This window comes from Streptomyces sp. NBC_00154, from assembly GCF_026342835.1.
Taxonomy (GTDB): domain Bacteria; phylum Actinomycetota; class Actinomycetes; order Streptomycetales; family Streptomycetaceae; genus Streptomyces.
Genome location: NZ_JAPEMI010000001.1, coordinates 7,933,675 through 7,956,473, shown reverse-complemented (window position 1 = coordinate 7,956,473; position 22,799 = coordinate 7,933,675). Strand labels below are relative to the sequence as shown.

At 68.4% G+C, this 22,799-nt stretch carries 17 protein-coding genes and 4 pseudogenes; 9 read left to right on the top strand and 12 right to left on the bottom strand.

The window, feature by feature from the left end; all coding sequences use genetic code 11:
- Positions 1–4: 4 nt before the first annotated feature.
- Entirely contained in the window at positions 5–925 is a 921-nt protein-coding gene (locus OHA03_RS36125) for a GNAT family N-acetyltransferase (RefSeq protein ID WP_267007825.1), read from the top strand.
- 492 nt (positions 926–1,417) lie between these two features.
- Here OHA03_RS36125 and OHA03_RS36120 read toward each other — a convergent pair whose 3' ends face one another.
- The 3 genes from OHA03_RS36120 to OHA03_RS36110 all read right to left on the bottom strand — a co-directional run bounded on the left by OHA03_RS36120 (position 1,418) and on the right by OHA03_RS36110 (position 2,907).
- On the bottom strand, positions 1,418–1,915 hold the full coding sequence (locus tag OHA03_RS36120) for a hypothetical protein (protein WP_267007824.1): 498 nt from the start codon (positions 1,913–1,915) through the stop codon (positions 1,418–1,420).
- Positions 1,916–2,111: 196 nt separating this feature from the next.
- A complete protein-coding gene (locus OHA03_RS36115) occupies positions 2,112–2,483 on the bottom strand; it encodes a helix-turn-helix transcriptional regulator (protein WP_267007823.1) in 372 nt (123 codons plus the stop codon).
- Between the two features lie 70 nt (positions 2,484–2,553).
- Complete coding sequence (locus OHA03_RS36110) at positions 2,554–2,907, bottom strand: helix-turn-helix transcriptional regulator (RefSeq protein ID WP_267007822.1); 354 nt, start codon at positions 2,905–2,907, stop codon at positions 2,554–2,556.
- Between the two features lie 114 nt (positions 2,908–3,021).
- Between OHA03_RS36110 and OHA03_RS36105 the strand changes: the two genes are divergently transcribed.
- Together OHA03_RS36105 and OHA03_RS36100 are read left to right on the top strand one after the other, a co-directional pair.
- Positions 3,022–4,389, top strand: coding sequence for an NAD(P)-binding domain-containing protein (locus tag OHA03_RS36105; RefSeq protein ID WP_267007821.1), 1,368 nt, complete (start codon positions 3,022–3,024; stop codon positions 4,387–4,389).
- A gap of 3 nt (positions 4,390–4,392) precedes the next feature.
- Positions 4,393–5,628: an MFS transporter gene (locus OHA03_RS36100; protein ID WP_267007820.1), complete on the top strand. Its 1,236-nt coding sequence runs from the start codon at positions 4,393–4,395 to the stop codon at positions 5,626–5,628.
- A 215-nt stretch (positions 5,629–5,843) separates the two neighbouring features.
- Here the strand turns inward: OHA03_RS36100 and OHA03_RS36095 are convergent.
- Positions 5,844–6,392: pseudogene (locus tag OHA03_RS36095) on the bottom strand (3'-5' exonuclease); the annotation flags it as partial.
- A gap of 119 nt (positions 6,393–6,511) precedes the next feature.
- On the opposite strand from OHA03_RS36095, the pseudogene OHA03_RS36090 reads away from it, so the two are divergent.
- The 3 genes and pseudogenes from OHA03_RS36090 to OHA03_RS36080 form a co-directional block, all read left to right on the top strand.
- Positions 6,512–7,312: pseudogene (locus OHA03_RS36090) on the top strand (IS256 family transposase); the annotation flags it as partial.
- Between the two features lie 52 nt (positions 7,313–7,364).
- Positions 7,365–9,476, top strand: a complete 2,112-nt coding sequence (locus OHA03_RS36085) for an ISAzo13 family transposase (RefSeq protein WP_267007819.1) — start codon at positions 7,365–7,367, stop codon at positions 9,474–9,476.
- 13 nt (positions 9,477–9,489) lie between these two features.
- Positions 9,490–9,951 (top strand): annotated as a pseudogene (locus tag OHA03_RS36080) (transposase); the annotation flags it as partial.
- Between the two features lie 25 nt (positions 9,952–9,976).
- Here the strand turns inward: OHA03_RS36080 and OHA03_RS36075 are convergent.
- The 4 genes and pseudogenes from OHA03_RS36075 to OHA03_RS36060 form a co-directional block, all read right to left on the bottom strand.
- Positions 9,977–10,780, bottom strand: a complete 804-nt coding sequence (locus OHA03_RS36075; RefSeq protein ID WP_267007818.1) for an aminoglycoside 3'-phosphotransferase — start codon at positions 10,778–10,780, stop codon at positions 9,977–9,979.
- Positions 10,781–10,877: 97 nt separating this feature from the next.
- Positions 10,878–11,800, bottom strand: a pseudogene (locus tag OHA03_RS36070) (UvrD-helicase domain-containing protein); the annotation flags it as partial.
- 243 nt (positions 11,801–12,043) lie between these two features.
- Positions 12,044–12,910, bottom strand: coding sequence for a DUF6083 domain-containing protein (locus tag OHA03_RS36065; RefSeq protein ID WP_267007817.1), 867 nt, complete (start codon positions 12,908–12,910; stop codon positions 12,044–12,046).
- 156 nt (positions 12,911–13,066) lie between these two features.
- The gene (locus OHA03_RS36060; RefSeq protein ID WP_267007816.1) at positions 13,067–13,330 is read right to left on the bottom strand and encodes a helix-turn-helix transcriptional regulator; all 264 of its coding nucleotides are present in this window, start codon (positions 13,328–13,330) and stop codon (positions 13,067–13,069) included.
- 183 nt (positions 13,331–13,513) lie between these two features.
- Here OHA03_RS36060 and OHA03_RS36055 point away from each other — a divergent pair, with 183 nt between their 5' ends.
- Positions 13,514–14,581, top strand: coding sequence for a hypothetical protein (locus tag OHA03_RS36055; protein ID WP_267007815.1), 1,068 nt, complete (start codon positions 13,514–13,516; stop codon positions 14,579–14,581).
- On the opposite strand, the gene OHA03_RS36050 is transcribed toward OHA03_RS36055, so the two are convergent.
- Positions 14,514–15,008 carry a DEAD/DEAH box helicase family protein gene (locus tag OHA03_RS36050; protein ID WP_267007814.1) on the bottom strand — a complete coding sequence of 165 codons (495 nt, stop codon included), beginning with the start codon at positions 15,006–15,008 and terminating at the stop codon, positions 14,514–14,516. The genes OHA03_RS36055 and OHA03_RS36050 overlap by 68 nt on opposite strands.
- Positions 15,009–15,265: 257 nt before the next feature.
- Here OHA03_RS36050 and OHA03_RS36045 point away from each other — a divergent pair, with 257 nt between their 5' ends.
- Positions 15,266–16,429: a hypothetical protein gene (locus OHA03_RS36045; protein ID WP_267007813.1), complete on the top strand. Its 1,164-nt coding sequence runs from the start codon at positions 15,266–15,268 to the stop codon at positions 16,427–16,429.
- A gap of 210 nt (positions 16,430–16,639) precedes the next feature.
- Here OHA03_RS36045 and OHA03_RS36040 read toward each other — a convergent pair whose 3' ends face one another.
- From OHA03_RS36040 to OHA03_RS36030, 3 genes are all read right to left on the bottom strand, one after another.
- Entirely contained in the window at positions 16,640–17,755 is a 1,116-nt protein-coding gene (locus OHA03_RS36040) for a hypothetical protein (protein WP_267007812.1), read from the bottom strand.
- A gap of 68 nt (positions 17,756–17,823) precedes the next feature.
- Positions 17,824–20,043 (bottom strand): DUF262 domain-containing protein, encoded by a 2,220-nt coding sequence (locus tag OHA03_RS36035; protein WP_267007811.1) that lies wholly within the window; start codon positions 20,041–20,043, stop codon positions 17,824–17,826.
- A gap of 305 nt (positions 20,044–20,348) precedes the next feature.
- Positions 20,349–20,507: a hypothetical protein gene (locus tag OHA03_RS36030; RefSeq protein WP_267007810.1), complete on the bottom strand. Its 159-nt coding sequence runs from the start codon at positions 20,505–20,507 to the stop codon at positions 20,349–20,351.
- A gap of 215 nt (positions 20,508–20,722) precedes the next feature.
- Here OHA03_RS36030 and OHA03_RS36025 point away from each other — a divergent pair, with 215 nt between their 5' ends.
- The gene (locus tag OHA03_RS36025) at positions 20,723–22,303 is read left to right on the top strand and encodes an IS1182 family transposase (protein ID WP_267007809.1); all 1,581 of its coding nucleotides are present in this window, start codon (positions 20,723–20,725) and stop codon (positions 22,301–22,303) included.
- The last annotated feature ends 496 nt before the right edge of the window (positions 22,304–22,799 follow it).

Below are 22,799 nucleotides of genomic sequence, written 5' to 3'. Positions count from 1 at the left end.
CCCGATGGGTCTGCCCATGGCCCTCGTCGACGTCGACCAGGCTCTGAACGGGGACTGGCGTGTCTATGAGCAGGAAGTCGACGTTGTGCGCGTCCAGGACCCGCCCGTCGAGACCTGGCCGCAGCTGCGGGAGGCCGGCTTCCTGCCCAAACCGCAGGTCCTGCTGTGGCGGGCCCAGACCCGCGCAACCGAGGAGGAGTTTCTCGCCGGTCTGCCCCGCAAGGACCGCTACGACATTCGCGTCGCCTACCGCAACGCCACTGCGTCCGGACTGCACATCACCACCGAGCCCCTCACCGTCGCGACGCTCACCGAGTTCCTCGGGCTGTATGAGCAGCAGATCTCCCAAATGCGCAACGGCTGGGCCGTCGCGGTCGAACAGCGCGAACAGATCCTGTCCGAGGCGGACACCTACTGCGTCGTCAGGGTCCGCGCGCAGGACGAGGTGGTGGGCGTCTGCCTGAACCAGGACCTTCCCGCCACTGACGAGATCCGGGCGCGTTTCTCGGCCGTCAGCTCCAACCAGCGCAGCGACAGCCTGGCCCGGGTGCTGTACTGGGAAGCACTGCGCGAAGCGCGGCGCCGGCGCCGGCGCTGGGTCTCTCTGGGACGTGACATCAACCTCTACGGGCACGTCGTGAAGTCCGGCCTGTTCAGCTTCAAGTCCCGGCTCGGGTTCACAGCGGTCCCCTCGCAGCGGGCCGAGCCTGGCAGCGGCTCACACCAGGCCGACCGTGTTGTCCGGTTCTCGGAACTGTCCGACCCGGCGCTGCTGCTGTCCTACTCCCCCGCCCGGGACGAGAATGAGGCCGTGGCATCTCCGCTGTGGCTGAACGTGTTCACCGCCGACCCCGCACTCGGTGTACAGCCCTTCCGCGGGGTGGATCTGGCGGGCACGACGGTGCACGAGATCAAACCTGTCTGAGGACTCCAGACGGACACCAGGAACCTGCAGGTTCCTGGTGTCCGCCCATTTGCTGAGGATCTTGGTGGCGGTTCTGGTCGCCGTTGCGTGAAGCTATCGCTCGGGCCCGTGGTCCCCAGGAGGGCGGTGAGGCCACGAGAGGCCCTAACCGACGGCCAGCAGCCGCGACTGCTCGAAGTCCGCCTGGCCTGCTGTGACATCACCCGGGCTTGCGGCCTCGCACGTTTCTTCGCTTCGCAACCGGCGTGGCTACTTACTGAGCGTCTGGATCCGCCAAGCCGAGCAGGACGCATCCAAGCTCGTGAGCGGCTTTGCTGGCTTTCTTCGCCGCGACCTCGATGCCGTCGCTGGGGGCGTCACCCTCACGTGGAGCTCTGTCGTCGTCGAAGGCCACGTCAACCGGGTCAAAACGCTCAAGAGAGCGATGCACGGACGGGCCTCCTTCACGCTCCTCCAGACCCGATTCCTCACTCAGGGTAGGTAGCGGGCAGGTCACCTCAGTGGTTCGAGAATCCTGCGGGCTTCCCCGCTTACGGCGGTATCCGCATCCGATGTCAACACTGAGCACAGTGCCACGAGCCGTTCCCCGTCCTCCTCGGACTGACGGCACACATTGAGAATTGCGGCATCAAGGTGATCGCCAGTGTCGTCATCCGCGCTGGCGAGCGCGGCCAGCACCATGCGCAGACCAAGCACGTCCCAGCGTCCGAGCAGAGCCTCCGCCGTCTCTTGAGTGACGAACGTGTCGCGACCATCCAGCAACAGCCGGTGCAGGACCTCAGCTACTTCGGGAACCTCCGCGACGGCTGCCAGACGCCGGCCTGAGGCCGCTCTAACAGACCATGATGCCGAAGTAGACCCCTGAAGGAATGGGGTCAGCTCGTCATCAAACTCGGGACGGGTCATGGCTCTCACTCTGGCATACAGCTTTGCGTCCGCGCTTTCGGACATCACGCAATCGCGGTCAGAGCCAAATTCAAAGAGCACCATGACGACAAGGCCGACGGCTGCTACCAAGCAGACGTCACGCTCGCATCACTCCTGATGTGGGCGTGCCGCTTTGACGACTGCTCCTAGACGGGTTCCCTCCGGGGCCGTCACCGTTCTACGAGAGCCCCAGGGTGCTCTAACTCCTCGCTGGCGCTCCGCCGAAGACAAAGGTGCTGTGCACCCGAGACGTCCAGCTCTACCCGCGGGAGGGAAGCACGAGCAGCGCCGCGAGCGCTGTGAGCACGTCCTGGTCAAGGCGGTAGTAGACCCAGGTTCGGCGGCGCTGTGAGGTCAACAGGCCCGCCTCGCGCAGCTTCTTGAGGTGGTGAGAGACCGTCGGCTGCGAAACGCCGACATCCGCGATGTCGCACACGCATGCCTCGCCGGCCGGGTGGGAGGCGACACGCGACAGCAGTCGCAGCCGCACGGGGTCGGACAGAGCCTTGAACAGCGCAGCCAGACGCTCGGCGTCCAGGGCCGACAGCTCGGCGGCGATGATCGGGGAGCAGCAGGGGACGGCGGTGCTATTCGTGCCCGGCGCGAATGGAACCGTACTCAGGTTCGACATGTATTTATTTTTGCATGTGTCGATACAGCAGGCAACGGTCCAGCCCCGAGGGCTGGCTGGCCCCCGTGGGCTAGCTCCGCAGCGCGAGGAGGGCGGACATGGCCGCCACCGGCTGCGGAGCGATGCGGTAGTAGACCCAGGTGCCGCGGCGCTCGGACGCGAGCAGTCCCGCCTCGCGCAGCTTCTTGAGGTGGTGGGAGACCGTCGGTTGCGAAACGCCGACGTCTGAGATGTCGCAGACGCATGCTTCGCCTGCCGGGTGCGAGGCGACCCTTGAGAACAGGCGCAGTCGGACCGGATCGGCCAGCGCCTTGAACATCGAGGCCATGTGTTCGGCGTCGGCCTCCGACAGGGCGGCGGAGGTTATGGGCTGACAGCAGGGTGGTGCCGTCGGCGAGGTGTCCTCGATCTGAGATTTAGACATGCATCTATGTTGACACTCGTCGATATCGGAGGCAAGCTATGGAGCACAGGTTAGATATATATCTAATCAGATACCCGGTCGGCGAACTCCCGCGACAACGAAGGACGCAGAGCGATGACCACTCCTGAGACCGCTGAACTCCCCGTCGTTATCATCGGTGCGGGCCCCGTCGGCCTCGCGGCCGCAGCCCATCTTGTCGGCCGCGGCCTCGAACCGCTCGTCCTGGAGGCCGGCCCCGAACCGGCAGCCGCCGTGCGCGACTGGTCCCACGTCAGGTTGTTCTCCACCTGGGACGAGGTCATCGATCCCGCCGCTGAAAAGGTTCTGGCAGCGACCGGTTGGAACCGCCCCGACGGCGCCGGCTACCCGACCGGTGCCGACTGGGTCGACAAGTACCTGCAGCCTTTGGCGGATGCCCTCGGTACCCGCGTCCGTCTCAACACCACCGTCACCGGCGTCGCCCGCGCGGGACGCGACCGCATCGTCGACGCCGACCGCGAGCAGCAGCCCTTCACCGTCCATGCCACGACTGCCGACGGAACCGAGATCCGCATCCTCGCCCGCGCGGTCATCGACGCCTCCGGCACCTGGTCCACCCCCGCACCCGCCGGAGCCAACGGACTGGCCGCTCTCGGGGAAAGCGCCCACTCCGACCGCGTCACCTACCGTGTGCCCGACCTGAACAGTGACGGCGACCGCAACCGCTATGCCGGCAGGCGCACCGCTGTCGTCGGCAGCGGCGCTTCGGCCTTCACCGCGCTCGCTTCGCTGGCCGAGCTGGCCAAGACCGCCCCTGGGACCCACGCTCTGTGGATCCTGCGTCGCGGCATCAGCCAGTCCACCTACGGCGGTGGCCAGGCCGACCAGCTCCCGGCCCGCGGAGCATTGGGTCTGGCCGCCAAGGCAGCGGTGGACGCCGGACACGCCGACGCCGTCACCGGCTTCCGCATTGCTGAGATCTCCGCCAACGGCGATGGCGCTCTCACCTTGGTCTCCGAGGACGGCTCACGCAGCGCGCCCGTCGATGAGGTCATCGTGCTGACCGGTTTCCGCCCTGACCTGTCCTACCTCGGTGAGGTTCGCCTGGACCTCGACGAGCGTCTTCAGGCGCCCACCGAGCTGGCCCCGCTGATCGACCCCAACGTCCACTCCTGTGGCACGGTCTACCCCCACGGTGCGAAGGAACTGTCCCACCCCGAGAAGGACATGTACCTGGTCGGTATGAAGTCCTACGGCCGCGCCCCCACCTTCCTGGCCATGACCGGCTACGAGCAGGTCCGTTCCATCGCGGCCTCCATCGCCGGAGACCGTGAGGCCGCCGAACGCGTCGAACTGACCCTTCCCGAGACCGGCGTCTGCGGCGGCTCTGGACTGTTCGACCAGCCCGTCGAAGCGCAGGATGGCGGCAGCAGTTGCTGCGGTGCACCCGAGACCCTTCAGATCGGCACCAGCGCGCCGGTCGGCTTCATCACCGGCAGCTAAGGGGTGCACTCTGTCGAAGCCCGGCCCGTCGTCGGCACCTGCCGACGGCCGCGCCGGGCTCTGCCGGCGCTGTGTGCCACACAGATCACCAGCTGGGGCATCGTCTACTACGCCTTCCCCGTGCTGAACCCCAAGATCACCGCCGCGACCGGCTGGCCGAGCGGTGTGACGACCGGCGCGTTCTCCCTGGCCCTGCTCGTCTCCGCATTCGTCGGAATCCGCGTAGGCCGCGTCATCGACCAGCACGGGCCGCGCACCGTCATGACCACCGGCTCGATCCTCGGCACGGTAAGCCTCCTGATCCTGGCGGTCGCCCCGAACTTGCTGGTGTTCTTCGCCGGATGGCTGCTGGCCGGGCTGGCGATGGCGTCCACCTTCTACCAGCCCGCCTTCGCCGCCCTCACCCGCTGGTGGTCACCCGACCACGTCCGTGCGCTCACCATCGTCACCCTCGCCGGCGGCCTTGCCTCCACTGTCTTCGCGCCCGCCACTGCCGCGCTCGCCGACCACCTGTCCTGGCGCGCGACGTACGCCGTCCTCGCCCTGATCCTTGCCGCCGTAACGATTCCCACCCACGCCCTCGCACTGAACGTCCCCTGGCCGGCGGCACCGCCAACTCCTGCCCACGACGCGTGGAGCGCAGTCAGCGTGGCACGCAGCAGGCCGTTCTGGATGCTCGCCTGTGTCCTGACCCTCTCAGCGGCTGCTGTCTATGCCATGGTCGTCGCCCTGGTGCCGCTCCTGCTGCAGCGCGGTTACTCCACCGGCCAGGCTGCCTGGGCACTCGGCCTCGGGGGTGCCGGACAGACTCTCGGCCGCACTGTGTACGCCGCCCTCGCCCGCCGCACGAGGCCAGCCGCTCGGACGGCCGTCCTGATCGCGCTCGGCGGCGTCACCACCGGGGCGCTCGCGGTCGTTTCGGGCCCGTACTCCCTGCTGGTTGTCCTCTCGATGGCGGCCGGCATGGTCCGCGGCAACCTCACGTTGCTCCAGGCCACTGCCGTAACCGATCGTTGGGGCACCTCGCATTACGGACGTCTGTCCGGTCTCCTGGCCGCGCCGACCGGCATCGCCGCTGCACTTGCCCCCTTCGCCGGTGCCACTCTGGCCGCGATGATCGGCGGCTACGCCCGACTGTTCGGCGCGCTCGCCGTCCTTTCCGGGCTCGCCGCCCTCGGCGCGCTGTGGACGACGCCTCACAACGTCGGCCGGAAGGCGGAGACGATTTCGTCCCGCTAACGACGTCGCCTGACGCAGCGGCAGGTCCCGAGCCGGTGAACCCACCCATGAACGGACTGCGGTACGTAGCCTTCGAGAATTCTGCATACCGTGGTGCCCCAGCAACGCCAGGACCACGGGCGGCTCGTGGTGGTACCGGCTGGCAGATACGTCCCCCGACAACGACCTTACGCAGCGAACCGCCGTCCGCGTGATCGTCGGCGGCCTGTCCCGAGTCATGCGTGGAGCCCGTCGGGGTGGTGGTTGATCCATGACAGGCCGCCGATGTCGAGGCGGTGACGGGCTCGTGTGACGGCAACATAGGCGAGTCGGGCTTCCCCGTCGTCGATGGGGCCGGGAAGGGGGCCGCCCATGTCATCGTGCTCGTCAGTGTCCGGTGGTGAGGTGAAGTCGTCGGCGATTCGCACGCGGAGCCATTCGCGCCCTTTGGCTTTGTGTGCGGTGGAGACGGTGATGTCGGCCGTTTGTTCGTCGTCGAGTTGATCGACGGCGCTGAGGATGGCGTCGGTGCCGTGGGTTTCAACGAGGTCGATGAGTGGTTGCAGGTCGCCACCGGCTGGATCGTGATCGGCGTAGTCCTGCAGCTCGCCCCAGGTCGGGAAGAGGACGAGTTCGGGGTGAAAGGTGCGGCGGCCTTCTTTGAGGTCGTTGGCTGCTCGAGCCAAGGCCCGCAGAGCTTCTCCACCCCCGACCAGCGCGACGCGGTGACCTGTTTCCAGTAGCTGCATGACTTCGCGCATGGCGCCGACGTTGGTGCGGCACAAGAACGGAGCAATGCTCAAGACCTGTGGATCACGCGGGGGAGGACGTACCTTCCCGGGTGATTGATTGATAGGTCACCGAGCAAGGCCGACGTGGCACCGTCGGTCGGGAAGGCACGTCCGTGCTCACCGTTGTCAACGCTGACGGCACCACCGACAGCGGGTCGTCGCTGATCGACGAGATTGTCCGGGAGGGTGCTCGGCGGATGCTGGCCGCCGCGTTGGAGGCCGAGGTCAACACCTACATCGCCGAGTTGGCGGACCAGCGTGACCAGCACGGCCGACGCTTGGTGGTCCGTAACGGCTACCACCAGCCACGGGAGGTCACCACCGCGGCCGGGGCAGTCGAAGTGAAGGCCCCGCGGGTGAACGACAAGCGCGTCGACGAGGCCACGGGCGAGCGCCAGCGGTTCTCCTCCGCGATCCTGCCGCCCTGGTGCCGCAAGTCCCCGAAGATCAGTGAGGTGCTGCCCCTGCTCTACCTCCATGGTCTCTCCAGCGGGGACTTCGCGCCCGCCCTCGAACAGTTCCTCGGCTCGACTGCCGGGCTCTCACCAGCCACCGTCACCCGGCTCACCCAGCAGTGGCAGGCCGACCACCAGGCCTTCGGCAAACGGGACCTGTCCGCCACCGACTACGTCTACGTGTGGGCTGACGGCATCCACCTGCGCATACGCCTTGCCCAGGCGAAGTCCTGCGTGCTGGTGCTGATGGGCGTCCGTGCCGATGGCACGAAAGAGCTGATCGCCATGAGCGACGGCTACCGCGAATCGGCCGAGTCCTGGGCTGACCTCCTGCGCGACTGCCGGCTCAGGGGCATGCGATCCCCCGTCTTGGCCGTCGGCGACGGCGCCTTGGGATTCTGGAAGGCTATCGCCGAGGTGTTCCCCGAGGCCCGGCACCAGCGGTGCTGGGTTCACAGGAGCCGTAAAGAATCAAGGTGTTGCTTCGCACTCGTTGACTCGTTGGCCTGGTATGGCGATCGCGCAGGAGATCCTTTCCCAACTCGGCTGCCGGTTTTCGGTGTTGCTGCCTCATCTGAACGAGCGGCAGCGGCGCTTGGCTGTCGCGACCGAGGCGAGATTGCTTGGCCACGGCGGCGTGCGAGCCGCCGCGAGGATCGCCGGGATGAGCGAGACCACGGTGCGCCGCGGGGTCGAAGAGCTGGAGGTGGGCGAGGCACCGCTCGCCGATGGGCGTGTCCGGGCGCCGGGTGGGGGCCGCCGTGTGGTCGAAGCAACCAACCCTGCGGTGCTGGATGCTCTGTTGGCCCTGGTCGAGCCGGACGAGCGCGGGGATCCGATGTCACCGCTGCGCTGGACGACCAAGTCGTTGCGTCGCTTGGCGGACCAGTTGACACGGCAGGGGCATCCGGTCTCCGCGCCGACGGTGGGGCGGCTACTGAAGGCAGCCGGGTTCAGTCTGCAGGCAAATGCCAAGACCCTCGAAGGGGCCCAACATCCCGACCGTGATGCCCAGTTCCGATACATCAACGAGCAGGTCAAGGACCACCAAGCGGCTGGCGAGCCGGTGGTCAGCGTGGACACCAAGAAGCGTGAGCACCTGGGACGACTGCCCATGGCCGGGCGGGAGTGGCGCCCCAAGGGTGATCCGGTCGAGGTCGAGGACCACCACTTCTTCTTCACCGGCCCCGACGTCGAGCAGGCGATCCCGTACGGGATCTACGACCTGGCCCGAGACACCGGATGGGTCAACGTCGGCGTCGACCACGACACTTCCGTCTTCGCGGTGGAGTCGATCCGCCGCTGGTGGAAGGCACGCGGGAGTCTTGACTACCCGGCCGCATCACGGCTGCTGATCACCGCCGACGCGGGCGGATCCAACGGCTACCGCTACCGCGTGTGGAAGAGCGAACTCGCCTCCCTGGCCGCCGAGACCGGCCTGACGATCACTGTCTGTCACTTTCCTCCGGCTACGAGCAAGTGGAACAAGATTGAACACCGGCTGTTCTCGCACATCACGCTCAACTGGAGGGGCAGGCCGCTGACCAGCCATGACGTGGTCGTGGAGACCATCGCCTCCACCCGCACCAGGACAGGCCTGCGCGTCGAGGCCACCCTCGACACCGGGGACTATCCCACCGGAGTGGCGATCAGCAAGGAACGGTTTGACGCGCTGCCGCTGGAACGGCATGCCGTGCACGGAAGCTGGAACTACACGCTCCACCCCGACGACACCGCTCCGTCTGTCAGTGAGAGCATCACCGGCGAGCAGAGCGACGGACCCGCTCACCGCCGTCAGGAGATGTTGCGCAGACTCAACGACGGGCGGCTAACCGGCATGAGCAGCGACGAACTCGCCAGGCTGTGCTCGGTGCTGGCTCCGCTGCAGGCCGCCGGGGCCCAGCAACGCCACTGCGAGCAGCGCGGCGGCCGGGCCCGTCGGGCCACCGGCAAGCTCCGCGGCAGCAAGCCACTGTTCGACGACCCGGCCCGCGTCCTGCTCACGCTCCTGTACCAGCGGCAGGTGTGCTCGATGAACGTGCTCGGAGACCTGTTGGAGGTCACCGGCGCGTGCATCGGCGACCTGGTGAAGGACACCCGCAGGGTCCTGGAGGACCACGGGCACGCTCCCGGAACGGCGCCGGTCCGCTTCAAGGCCGCCCGCGACCTGCAAGATTTCCTGGACCACGACGTCCGCCCCGCCCGCACCGCGATCATTGAACGACTTTCCGCTCCGGCCCTGACCGGGATGAGTTGTGGGGAACTGCACGACCTCACCCGGCGGCTTGCGAGCCGGCAGGCGGCCCGGGCCGAGCGGATCTCGCACCAGCGACGCGGCGGCGAACGCCAGGCCGGTGCCCGAGGCGGCGTGTTTCCCCAGCGGATCGGCAACAGCGAGCGTGTCTTGCTGACCGTCCTCTACCTGCGAAAGCTGTGCACGATGGAGGTGATCACCGACGCGCTCGGTGACGTATGCCGATCCACGGTCGGCAACGTGATCCGAGAGACACGACCCCTGCTGGAAGAGGAGGGATACGTGCCGCCACCCACTCCTGTCCGCTACCGCACCGCCGCCGAACTCCTCGCCGCCGCAGGACCGGAGCAGGACACGCCGACACCTTGATTCTTTACGGCTCCACAAGACCGCAAATGTTCTCAACGCCTTGCCGAAGTCGGCCCAGCCCGGCGCGAGGAAGGCCCTCAAGGAGATCTACAACGCCGAGGACCGCGAGCACGCGCTGAAGGCCGTCGCGGCGTTCGAGAAGACGTACGGCGTGAAGTTCCCCAAGGCCGTCAGGAAGGTCACCGACGACGTCGACGAGCTGCTGGCGTTCTACAACTTCCCCGCCGAGCACTGGATTCACCTGCGCACGACGAATCCGATCGAGTCGACCTTTGCCACGGTGAGGCTGAGGACGAAGGTCACCAAGGGTGCCGGCAGTGCGGCCGCTGCACTCGCGATGGTGTTCAAGCTCGTCGAGTCCGCCCAGGCCCGGTGGCGGGCCGTGAACGCACCCCACCTCGTTGCCTTGGTCCGGGCCGGAGCACGCTTTGAACGCGGCCACCTCGTCGAACGCTCCGAGGCTCAGGCGGCCTGACTCACGTCACCGCGGCTTGCGATGCTCAGTCCGACAGTTCCCACAGCAGCCGGTAGTACATGATCCGTTCCAGGTCCGGCTCGACTCCGTAAGCTTCGAGCAGTGGCTCTTCCCATCCCGGACCGTAGTTCCACTGCGTGCTCCACGTGGCAACCGCGAGGTCGGCCCAGCGGTCCGCGACACCGAGCGTGCCGAGATCGACGTGCCCGGTCCACGTGCCGTCGTCACCGACCAGGGTGTTGGGAGCGCAGGCGTCACCATGGCAGACGACGAGCCGGTCGATGGGCGGGATGTCAGCGAGCGCGTCGAGCGCGCGCTCGACAGTGCCGAAGTGCCGAAGCTCTTGAGGCCAGTCCGCTGGAATGATCCGTCCCGCCACCGCTCGTGACCGTGCACCCTCCAGGCGCATTTCGGCTGACCAGTCGAACGGGCAGTCCGCGACGGGCAGCGCGTCATGGAGCGCCCGCAGCCCCGAGCCGATCGCGCGTACCGCGCTGCCGGGGTCGCGCTTCCAGTGGTCGTCCACCGCCGTACGTCCGGGCAAGCCATGGGTGATGATCCAGGACCCCATGTCGTCCGCGCCCTCACCGAGTACCCGCGGCACCACGGTGAACCTCGCCGCCCACCGCAGGCGTGCTACCTCAGCCGCAAGGTCGATACCGCTGCCGACCGGCGTCCACTTCATAAACTGCCGTGTATCGCCCAAGCCGACCTGGAACGTCAACCCGCCGAGCTCGTTCTTCCATACGGCCCGTACCGGCCGCCCCGCAGCGAGCTCGGCAACGATACGTGGAGGCTCGACAGGTCCCTGGGGCGAAGTGGCGATCATCCACTCATTCTCACCAGAGCGGCCGCCAGCGCCAATCACTTTTGGGCACATCGGTCAGCCGCCCATCCGACCAGCCGATCCACAGAATTTGACAATTCCTCCACAGAACGGCGTCAGGGATCTCAACCGGGCCGAGCTCAGTAGGGATCGTCTCGGTGCCTTCGAGGCGCAGGGGGCATTGGCGAGGGTGAGCCAGCGGTTGGCTTCGGTTGCGAGATGAGGGCCGAAGCGGAAGGACTTGGACAGGGCGAGGCGTGTGCCGGGGAACGTGGTCATGACGTCGCGAGCTCCGCGCCATTGGTAGATGGCCTGGGCGGAGTCGCCGACCATGACGAGCTGGGCGTGGTCGCGTTGGGCGTTGAAGATCTGCTCGACGACGGGGTTGGTGTCCTGGGCTTCGTCGAGGAACAGGAAGTCGGCGTTGATCTTCGGTTCGGTCAGTGACCACATTTTGAGGTAGTGGTCGTGGTCGAAGCGGACAGCGCCGGCATCGGGATTCTGCAGATCGGCCCATGCTTTGCGGGCGAATGGCAGTACGGCTGTTGCGAGTTGGGCGTGAAGGTCGGGTGCTTCGAGGCTGCGCAGTGGTGGAACGTGGTGGTGGGTAAGGGCTGCGTCGGAGGAATGGCAGAAACGGGTCACGGTGCGCAGGGTGGCGTAGGAAAGGAGCCGGGGTGAGAGGTCTCGGTCACCGAGCCGTAGGGGTTTGGTGATGCCGAGATCCTGCCCGGTTTTCCAGCCCGGCTGGCGCGGGCCGTTCAGGCGGGCGCGGTAGCGGTGGCCGAGGGCGGCGTAGGCCAGGGCGTGCGCGGTTTTACAGGTCACGGTCGCGGGGAATCGGGCGGCAGCGTCCTGGGCGATGGCCTTGTTGTAGGCGAGGTAACGGCCGCGACGCCGGGTGCGGTGGGCAAGAAAGGCGAGGGTGCTGGTCTTGCCCGTGCCGGCGCCCGCTTGGAGGGCGAGGTGGTCACCGGCGTGGAAGGCGTCGGCGGCGGCGATCTGTTCGTCGGTGGGAATCAGGTCGAGCACCCCGGTACTCCATCGGTGTGCGGGGGCGGGGGCGGGGTGAGCTTGAGTGCAGCAGCAGCCAGCGATTGCTGCGGCGTGGCGTGGGCCGGAAGTCGCTCCAGGACGATGTCGCGCCTGCGGACGTTTCGGCTACAGCGCCGCCGGTGCCCGGGCCACGATCTGAACGGGGCACGGCACGGGCCTGGCAACACTGTCTCGGTGGAGTTCTCGGCTGCACGTGGTCGTGTGGTCTTCTCATGCCCGTGCCTGGGTGCGGTGGCGGACTGTGGTGGGCAGGCGGTTGTGGATGTGCTGGTGGTGCAGCAGCGGGTCGAACGGTTCCCAGTCGCAGAGGGCGAGGTCGGCTGCGCCCGGGACGGCGGCGTGGGCGGGGCAGCGTTGATGGCGCCAGCGCAGCTGTTCCGCGTAGGTAAGGGGGGTGAGGTCGTAGACGGCCATCAGACCATCGGGGATGGACAGTTGTCTGCGCCCGGTGGTGGCGGGGACAAGTGCCCACGCGCCGGCCGGGGTGCTGGGGCTGAGGACGGGCTGGGTGCAACGGTGGCGTCGGCGGGTCTGGGCTACGCACTGGATGGTGTCGATGGGTTGGGCGGCGAGGTAGCGGGTGTGGAGGAGCAGGACGATGGGCCGGGCCGGGCGGCAGGGCTCCGGGGCGGTTGCCGGTGAGGCTGTGTCCGGTGTGGGTGGGGTGAGGGTGCCGGTGTCGAGGAGTCGGCGGGTGTGCAGAGCGAGGTGGCCACGCAGTGCGGCGATTTGCGGGGTGAGCCGGGTGGGGGCGGTGCGTGCGGGGCACAGGGCGAGGTGCAAGATGCGGCACCAGGGGGTGCCGTCGTCGGCGGGGTGGGCGATGCCGGAGCTGACGTGCCAGCGGCTGGCAACCGGCACGGTGGTGGCGTCGAGTTCGTGCGGGTGGAGGCTGACGGGGCGGTTGTCGGTGCGGGTGTACCAGTCGACGTGGTTGCCGCAGTCTCGGCAGCGACTGGGCTGGGCGCTGCGCACGAGGCGGGTGGGGCTGTCGGGGGCGACGCGCAGGGCCCGCTGGCGGTGGGGGCGGGCGGGGGTTCCGTCCCATCGGCGGCCGGATGAGGCAGTGGAGGACATGACCGTGAAGGTGACAGGCGACGCGCCGCCGCTACGGTGAGCGTGCCGGATTGTCCTGCGGATGGCTCAATAGGGCGGGACTGATGTGCGGTTTCCCGTACGGGAGTTCCCGTCGGTGACTGGATCGGGTGATCCTCAACGGCAGGGCCGGTGACGCTATTCGGCGGGCTCGGCGGGTGGCTCGTGTCCTTCGCAGAGGGTGGCGAAGAGGTGGTCGACGGACACGTCGAGGGCGTGGGCGAGAGCGTGCCAGGTCTTGAGGGATCCGATGGTGCGGCCCTGCTCGATTTCGATGAGGGTGCGTCTGGCCAGGCCGGTGCGGCGGGCGAGTTCGTCGTAGGTCCAGCCGCGTTCGCTCCTCAGCCGCGCGAGCTCCAGGCGGAGGGCGGTGAGGTTCGGGTCGGGCGGGAAGGTGGTCACTCCCCCATCCGAAGGTGCAGACCCCTGCCCTGCCAGTGCAGACCTCTGCCCTATTTCTGCAGGTGACCGCCCCGGGCGAAGGGCAGAGGTCTGCACTACGGTGTGCCGCCGACACCCCTCCCCTCACCACAACTCCCAGGGGCGGGTCGGCTCCCAGTCGAAGGCAGGAGGAACGGGCGCCCCATGAGGCTATGCACCCTGCGCCCACAAGTACGGCGCACCTGGACCGTGGAACTACGCCCGCAGCAGGGCAAAACCGTGCTCTATTGCGCCCTGTGCGCACCACGCGGCCACGCTCTGGCAGCTTCTGCAGCCCGGCCCGCGGTCCTGGCGCACCTGGCCCACCACGCGCGGCACGATGCACTGCCCCCACACCTGCGCACCTGCCAGTGCCACGAACGCGGATGCCGGTGGCATCCGCGCCACCGCGGCTGCTCCGGACCCGTCCTGCTCGTCCTCGCGCGTGAACGCGGGGGTCGACTCTGGCGTCTGGCCGACGTCTGCGCCGCCTGCGCGGGCGCCACCCCGGGCAGCGCCATCGTCCCCGACACCGCCGTCGCATCAACCTCAGCGAAGCTCGATGCCGGCCCCGGTTCCGCTGGGGCAAAGCGTGTCAGGCTGCCCGGTGGTACCCCTCCGGCGGTTCGTGTCCGCGAGATGCTCAGCTATCTCGCTGCCGCACTTCCCCCGGATGCGAGCGCCGAAGGTCGACTCCTCGCCCTGCAGTGCGCACTGCGCAGCAACACATCCGGACAGGTACATCTCCCGGCCGGACTGCTCCGCGGCATGCGCCTGGCCCAGGACCTCGCGCCCTGGGACGAGCTGGAGAACGCCCGCTGGCTGCGCCGCCTGCCGCATCCCACAGAACAGACAGAGCAGAGAACTGCCGCCGCGCAACTGCTCGATGCCACCGTCCTCACCCAGGAACCCGCCCGGCACGACCGTCACCGGGCTGCCGACTGGGGCCTGCGTGCGGTCTCCCAGCCACGGCTGCGCGCCTTGCCGGCCGCAGACCGTCTGACCGCACTGGTACTCGCCGCGCACCACTCCCCCAACCCCGGGCGGACCAGCATGGAAGCAGACCACCTGACCCGTACCTGCGGACTCGACCAGAACACCCTGACCGCAACACTCAACCGCCTCGTGACCGTGAACACCATCGCAGCATGGACATTCGAACCGGTCACAGAAGACGTGTCATGGGACCCGCATCGCCGAACGCGGAGCAGGTGCGGTGGGCCTCATCGATGATCACGAGGTCCCAGGGCGGCAGCCCGTACAGGTCGTGGGCGTCGCGGATGTGGTGGAGGGAGCCGTAGGTGGAGAACACGGTGACCGGGCCGGTCGTGCGGGCGGCCCGGGCGAGGGCCCGCGGGTAGCGGCACAGCACCGCTTCCGAGGGAGCCAGGCCGCTCTCGGTCTGGCTGAGGGAGCAGACGCCGAGTGCCAGCCCCGTCCGGCCGGCCTCACGCCAGCGCCGGATGCTCTGGGTCACGAGGGCTCTGGTCGGCATCAGCACCAGCACGGAGCCCCGCGGTGCCAGCCGCTGTGCGGTCTGCTGGGCGACCAGTGTCTTGCCCGTACCGCACGCCGAGACGACCGTCATGCGTTTCTCACCGGCCGCCACCGCGGCCTGAATCGCGGCCAGAGCCGCGGCCTGGTGTTCCCGCAGTTGCATGGTGGCGCCTCCCCCTTCTCGGGGCTGGCGGCGCCCCTGCTTCGGATCGCGCGGGAATCTACTGGCCGGGCCTGCCCGGCCGGAGGAGGCGTCGAAGATTTTCGGCCAAAGACGCGGCCTGCGCCGGGAGCGGACATGGCTCGCGCGCATAGGCGGCAGCGGACGTATACGGGTTGCTCGTCCCGGCGTAAGGAGCGGATGCCCGGCCGGGGGGAAAGGCGTCGCCCCGCTGCGGGGACAGCTGGTGAGAGAGGTACGTGACGGTGGTTCGTGCGGGAAGCGCTGCGGCCGGCCGGCCGCAGCGGAAAAGGCCCTGGCGGCCGGCGCAGCGGCTGGCGCTGTCGGTGCGGTTGATCGGCGGGGAGTCGACCGGCTCCTACACCCGGCGCCTGGCGGACGCCAACGGCATCCCCGACCAGGAGTTCTGGCCCATGTTCGGCACGCCGCTGCGCAAGGCCGGCGTGCCTGGCGATCCGCGCTACGGCTATCTCAATACGGCCGCGCTGGACCGGCTCGCCGTGATGACGGGCCGCTCGGTCGGCGAGCTGCAGTCCGCGCTGCCGAACCTGCGCGCGAACCGGCTGTTGACTGCGGCGGGCGGGCCGGCGTGGGACTGGCCCTGGGACACCCCCGGCTGCTTCCTGGTGCGGGTGTGCGAGATGTGCGCCCGTATCAAGGGCACGGCGTGGAATTCCTACCTAGCCGCCGATGCGACGTGGCAGGTCTGCGCCGCGCACGGGCGCTGGCTGGATAACCGGCGCGAGCCCGGAACCGCGGCTATCCGGCTGTCGGCCGTGCCTGAGGTCGCCGACGCCCACCGCCTGCGGGTGCTGCTGGAGCGCCGGCTGGGCGCGGGCGGACAGGCGATGTTCGCCGACGCCTACGCCATCGCCTCGTGCTGGTGGAACATCCCCGTGCTCAACGCTCCGGTGTGGCGCACCCGCAGACGGGCGCTAGGCCGCGCGGGCCGGGACGAACTGCGCATCGCGCCACTGGTGTTCTCCCCGGAGGCGGTGCGCCTCGCCTACCGGCTGGCCGCGCGGGAGCGGCAGCGGCAGCGCCGCACCCTCACCGAGGACGCGGACCGGGCCTGGCTGGAGGAGGTTGCGGGGCTGCTGGAGCAGTGGCGCATCCCCGTGGTGGAGGGCCTGGCCATGGTCGAGGCGTGGATGGTGCGGCATCCGCCTCTGCGTCCGGTGCCCGCGGGCCGGGCCGCATCCAAGAAGGCGGTGGTCGAGGCGGAGCGGCCGAGGCGCGGCCGCTACCGGCATCTGCCCCTGCACGCCCCGCACACCGACCCGGCACTCGAGGTGGACACGACGCTCGCGGACCGCTCCTGTCTGCCCTGGCGGCTGGGCGATCTGATCACCACCGAGCTGTTTCCCGCGCCGGGCGGGTGGAGACTCGGCGGACGCGCCTGACCCCCGCGCGGCCTCTCACCGGACGGGCCAGGCCGGCCTTTTCGCCCACCGGTTGCCACCGAATCCCTTGGGGGCTTCCGGGTCCGTGCGGCTGAAGGCCCGGGCGCGTGTGGTCGCCTTGGCCGCCGCGGGCCAGTGGAGGTACCGGCAGCCGTCCGCCCCGCGGCGCTGGGGGCGGACGGCTGCCGGTTCGGCGTGGCGGCGTCCACGTCAGCGGTATTCGCGCAGCCGGGTGAGGAACTGCCGCACGAGGGCATCGAGATCGGTGTCGGCGCTCGTTTCCTCGACGAGGATCCGCTCGATGTGGACAATGCCGCTGTTGCGCCAGTGCCGGTCGCGCGTGGCGTCCGCGGCGAACCGCTTGTGATGGTGGGGTCCGTCGACCTCGATGATCCCGACCTTGCCAGCGGCGGTGACGAGGAAGTCCGATGTCCAGGCGTTGCCGGTGCCGACGCGTCCCATCGGGAGCGGGAAGACCGCAATGGAAGACTCCTGCGGCAACTGCTCTTGTACTCGCTTCAACGCCTCGTAGACGAGCACTTCCTCGTTCGAGCCGAAGACGAAGCCGTCTCGGTGGGAAGTGGGGGCCACTTCCCTGGCGCGGGTTCTGGAGGCCTGGTTGGAGAGCGTTCCCCGGGCCAGCCTCTGCTGCAGGATCTGCCGCCAGTCGTCACCGACTTCGGGAAGCGCCGGCGCGGCCGTGACACCGCCGATCTCCAGGCCGTGCCGCCCGGCCACGTGGTCGAACACCGGCTGGATCGCCGCGATGATCTCCTCGGTGAACCGGGGCACGAGATAGGGCGGCACGATCAGGACGGCATCGTCCCAGTCCCCGAAGCGGTTGCCGGGGACCAGTTCGACGCCTTCCACATCTGCCAGCAGGGCAGCGGCCTGGACGTGGCCCTGTTCGTGCATCAAGAACGCCGTCTGGGCCAGGACGCGCTGCAGGTCGGACGTCACCGCCTCAGCCGCCTGCGGCAGGGAGTCGGAGGCCGTCACAGCGACGGACACCTGCACCCGTGTTGCGGGACCCCCCGATGCCGGTCGGGCGCCGACAGACAGGGCCTTGCCGTCCACCAGAAACTCGACGGCGGGCACAGGATGGAAGATCCCTTGCAGCGCCTCGTCGAGCACACCGCGAGAGTCCGAGCCGATGAAGTTGTCGTAGGCACCCTGGGTGTTCCAGCTCAGTGTCAGCGTGGTGCCGTCGTAGGCGTGCACCCTCGCGTTCTGGCTCAGCAGGATCCAGGTGAAGCGCCGCCTGTTCTTGACGGCCTGCAGAAGCTGCGGCCACAGCTCCTGCATGACTTCTGCGTCGTGCGCCATTCCGCCTCCCCTTACGGTGCTGTCCTATCGCCAGGGTAGGGCGGCCTCCGACAGACCCGCCTGACCGGCTACAGGGCGCCAGCCGCCGCTGCACGGTCGCGGACGGCGCGCAGGCTGACACGTACTCCGTTCTCGTCTTCGATGTGCCATTCGTTCATGCCCTGGCAGGTCTTGGTACCGCGGGCGACGGCTCCGGCCTCGTCGACCCTGCCGTAGGGGGTGCCTCCGGTCGCGGTGAGGATGATGCCGCCGTTCGCGTCGATGGTGGCCCAGTGCTCGGTGGCGCGGTAGGTGAGCACGATCCGGGTGCCAGCTTGCAAGACCTGGGTGTCGACCATCTTGGCCACGTCCGTGCGCCGGCCCGAAGCCGGTTTGCGTCGCGGAGCGGCCTGGCGGGGGCGGGCGGCCGGCTGGCTGGAGCCGTCGGCTGGGGGTGCGGCGGCAGCAGCAGTGGCGGGCAGGCCCAGGCGTTCGGGGTTCCAGATGTGTTCGAACAGACGCAGATACAGCTCCTGCCGGGTTGCGATGACCGTGGTCATGGTCTCCCTCGCCCCGAAGGCCCGCAGGTGTTTGTCGAGCTGGTGTGTCTTGATGAAGTCGCGCAGCTCGGGGTGGCGGCGGTCGTACTCGGGGGCCATGACGCCCAGCAGGACGTTGCCGCGGGCGTAGAGGCGGGTTTTGTCGTGGAAGGGCAGGTCGTTGATGCTGGAGTTCTCGCGGCCCCTCAGCAGGCCGAGGCCGCCGAGCTGGTTGCGGCGGCTGCGGAAGACGACCGGGTCGGGGATGTCTCCGGCCACCCGGTGGTGGTGGTTGGCCCACAGGTGTTCGATGTGGAATTGGTCGCGGTCGAGGTAGGCGAGGATGTCGGAGGGTCTCTTACAGGCCTCGTCGGTGTAGGCGGTGGCGCGGGCGAGAAGATAGCGGATCTGGTGGGCGTTGTTGCCGCGCAGTCCCAGGGTGATTGCTTCGCGCACCGGGTTCCCGTCGCGGCGGACGAGGTCCCCCAGCATGGAGGCGACGTCGGCGACGGTGCGGCATCCGCGCAGGAGGGGGACGAGCTCGGTGTGGACCAGGGCGTCGGCGTCGGCGGCCTGGACGGGCAGGTCCTGCAGGATCCGCAGGGTGTACCAGCGGTCGATGTAGGAGGCGACGAGGCGGCCTTTGTCCTTGGCGTCGGTGGGCTGGTCATCGGGGTCGATGGCCGCGAGGACGGCGACGGATTGGACGCCGAGTCCGTTGCGTTCGTTGAAGAGCACCGTCTCCAGGCGGTCGCCGTCCTTCTTCAGCGTGCGGGTGGCAGCAAGGATGGGCCGGTACAGGCGGGCCGACTTCAGCAGGTCCTGCACGAACTTGAGGAAGTGGTCGGGGCGTCCCGCGGTCAGACCAAGGTGCGTGGCGTTGTGGCGCACCCACACGTTGAGGTTGGTGGTGATCTGGCGGCGGTCCTCAGCGTGGCCCTCGCGTGCGCAGCGGGCGAGGAGGTAGGCCTTGATGAAGCGCGACGCTGCCTGGGGGTCGTCGCGGTCGGTGGAGAGTTCTCGCAGCATCTCCTGCCACTGGGTGTTGAGCTGTTCCTCCCCCGCGCCGACGTTGGACAGCAAGTGGCTCTTGAGAAGGTCGACGGCGGTGAGGCGGGCGCCGCGGTCGTTCATCGTCTCGAACATGCGGTATCCGTGGTCGGGGCCGGCCGCGCGGATGCCGACCAGGACCACCCGTTTCAGGAGCCACTCGGTGAAGTGGTGGAGTTCCTCGGCGTCGAGTTCTTCCGCGAGCTGGGATTCGATCTGCTGGCTGCGTGCCCACAGGTTGCGGCGGGAGAGGGAGTCCCCGGCCCCAGTCTCGTATTTGCGACCCTCGCTGATGGCCCGCAGGACGGGGTCGTGGTCGGTGATGCCGACGCAGAAGTGCTTCCCGTCGGTCGTGATCACACGGTTGAGCTGGTCGACCGTTTGCGGATCTCCGGCTTCCTGGGCCCACAGCCTCAGCTGCAGGGAGAGCACGTGCAGGGTGACGAACCGCTGCTGGCCGTCGACGAGGTAGCGGCAGTTCCTCGACGGCTCGTGGTAGACGAAGGGGCCGAGGAAGTACTGCGGCGCAGTGTGCGGGCGGCGCCGGTACGCGGAGTCGCCCGACCAGTTCCGGAACGAATCACACAAGTCCCGTAGCAGGGTGCGGACTTCTTCCTCGCCCCAGGTGTAGTCACGCTGGTAGTAGTCGATCTCATAGGTCACATCACGGAACAGCTCATTCAGGTTGAAGCCCTGAGACCTGATCTCGTCCGCCCCCACGCAACCACCCCTCACCTGCCGGGCATATCCCGTCATGCTCCCAACTCGGTGCCGTGCCGTACAGACGGCGCGGGAGTCGGATGGGCGGCGCGCACAACGCCGGGGCAAGCGAATGTGCCGACTGCGGGCCGGTCTCCGGCGGGTCTTGGCACTGCCACTCCCGACGGCAACCGCTGATCACCGCACGACCCTCGACCGCTGCGTAGGAGGCCCCTACGTGGCCAGCCACGTCATCGGGCTGCGGGCAGCTGCGGCGCCGGCCTGCACCGGGGCGTGGGGGACGACGCCGAGTGCCCTGGCCGAATTCAGCAGCTCCTGCACAACGGCGGCGCGGCCAGGGTGACGATGCCCCGGGTCCAGTCGGCGGATGTCTTGTAGGCGGCAATCGCGGTGGTCTCCCACAGCGACAGGAGATCGACCGTTTGGAGCCCGTCCACGTTGGCTCCGATGGGAGGAAGCCGCACACCGACCTCCCCGGTCGCCGCGCTGGCGTGGGCGGTGACCCGGCCTGGGGGCTGCTGACGGGCGTTTGCGGTCGTAGGCGGCACAGTCCGGGCTGAGCAAGATCAACGATCTTCCGCCCCCACGCGCTCGAGCAGAGAAATTATTCGTCTAGAAGACTGCTGAAAATCTGGTGTTCTGGCCCCGGCTCGGTGGAGTCGGGGCCAGTCTTGTAGGCATGCAGGGGGAATGGGCCGGGGAGCTGGTCGGGCCGGATGTGTGGGAAACGTGCCGGGAGTTGATCCCGGCAGGCAGTGTGTTCGCGTTTCTGGCCGAGCACAGGGAGGTGCTGTTCCCGCCGGGGATGTTCGCGGATATGTATCCGTCGTCCAACGGCCGTCCGAGTCTGCCGCCGCAGGTGCTGGCCGCGACGGTGGTGCTGCAGAGCCTGCAGGGGCTTTCGGACTTCGAGACCGTCCAGGAGTTGCGGTGTGACCTGCGGTGGAAGGCCGCCTGCGGGCTCGGCCTGTACGACAGCGCGTTTGATCCGTCGCTGCTGACGTACTTCCGGCGCCGTCTGCGTAACTCTGCCGATCCGATGCGGATCTTTACCAAGGTCAGGGAGGTCGTGGCCGCGACCGGCGTGCTCAAGGGCAGGCAGCGGCGGGCGCTGGACTCCACCGTGCTCGATGACGCGGTGGCCACCCAGGACACCGTCACCCAGATCATCTCCGCCGTCCGCCGGGTGATCCGCGAGGTCCCCGGCGCCGGGGAGGTGGCCGCGGAGCACTGCCGGGCGCACGACTACACCGACCCGGGCAAGCCGAGGATTGCCTGGGACGACGAGACGGCCCGTGCCGCGCTGGTCGACGGGCTGGTCACTGACGCCCATCTCCTGCTCGGGCACCTGCCCGAACAGGAGATGGGCGAGAAGGCGTCGAACGCGGTCGGCTTGCTGGCCCTGGTCGCGGGCCAGGACGTGGAACCCGCCGAGGACTCCGACGGACGCGACGGGCGCTGGCGCATCGCGAAGCGCACGGTGGCCGACCGGCTGGTGTCGACCGTCGATACCGATGCGCGGCACATCCACAAGAACCGCACCCGTCACCAGGACGGCTTCAAAGGGCATGCGTCCTTCGAGCCGGAGACCGGCCTGTTCACCGCTGTCGCTCTGACCGGCGGATACGGTCCCAGCAACCACGAGGCCACCGTCGGCGCCGGCCTGCTGGACGGCGAGGACGGCGAGTTAACCGTGCTCGGCGACTCTGCCTACGGCACCGGCGACCTGCGGATGCGCCTTGAGGCCGACGGCCACACCCTGGTGATCAAACCGCCGCCGATGCGGCAGGCCGTCCCCGGCGGCTTCACCATCGACGACTTCCGCATCGACCCAGCGGCCGGCACCGCGACCTGCCCGGCGGGACACACCGCCAACCTCGGACAGGTCAAAGTGGACGGCGCCCGCACCGCCCAGTTCAAGCGCGTCTGCACCGACTGCCCGCTACGGGAACGCTGCACCACCTCCAAGACCGGACGCACCCTCAACGTCCACCCCCAGTACGACCTGCTGGCCGCCGCCCGGGCCCAGGCCGCCACCGACCCGGTCTGGCAGGCCGAATACCGCAGATGGCGGCCGCCCGTCGAGCGGGCCATCGCCTGGCTCGTCGCCAAGGGCAACCGCCGGGTTCCCTACCGCGGCGTCATCGCCAACAACATCTGGCTCCACCACCGCGCCGCCGCCCTCAACCTCCGCCGACTGATCACCCTCGGACTCATCCGGACGGGCAACACCTGGCACCTCGCCGCGGCCACCGCATAGCGAAAAAGGGCCACCCGGCCTGCGGCCGGACAGCCCTTCGACAAGATTTTCAGCAGTCTTCTAGTTACGACACTCTCTGCCTAATCCCAACATCGCAGGTCAGCAAGCCAGTCAACTAGAGATCGAGACGTCTACCGAAGGAACCAATGCAGGTCAACACCCATACCAGATGTCGATCTTGTATTGTCTCTGCACTTCAAACACTGCAGCTCAGAGCTTGATCGATATCGTAACTAGACGGAAGACTGACAGGCCAGTTCGTCCAATCCCAGCGGCTGCGACATCTGCCCCCCAGTGTGCTGCTGAATTGAATTTCTTGAAGATAGCACGGTAGTTGGACATTTGACGTCCCATCCGATGCCCTCAAGTGACCGATTCTGGCAGCAAGTTGCCATGCAACTTGCTGCCTCATGAAGGACTTTCCTCAACCCTTGATCGCCTCGCAGTCTCTTCCCGGTCACTACCGGCGCCGCCACGCCACGATGATGGGGAGACG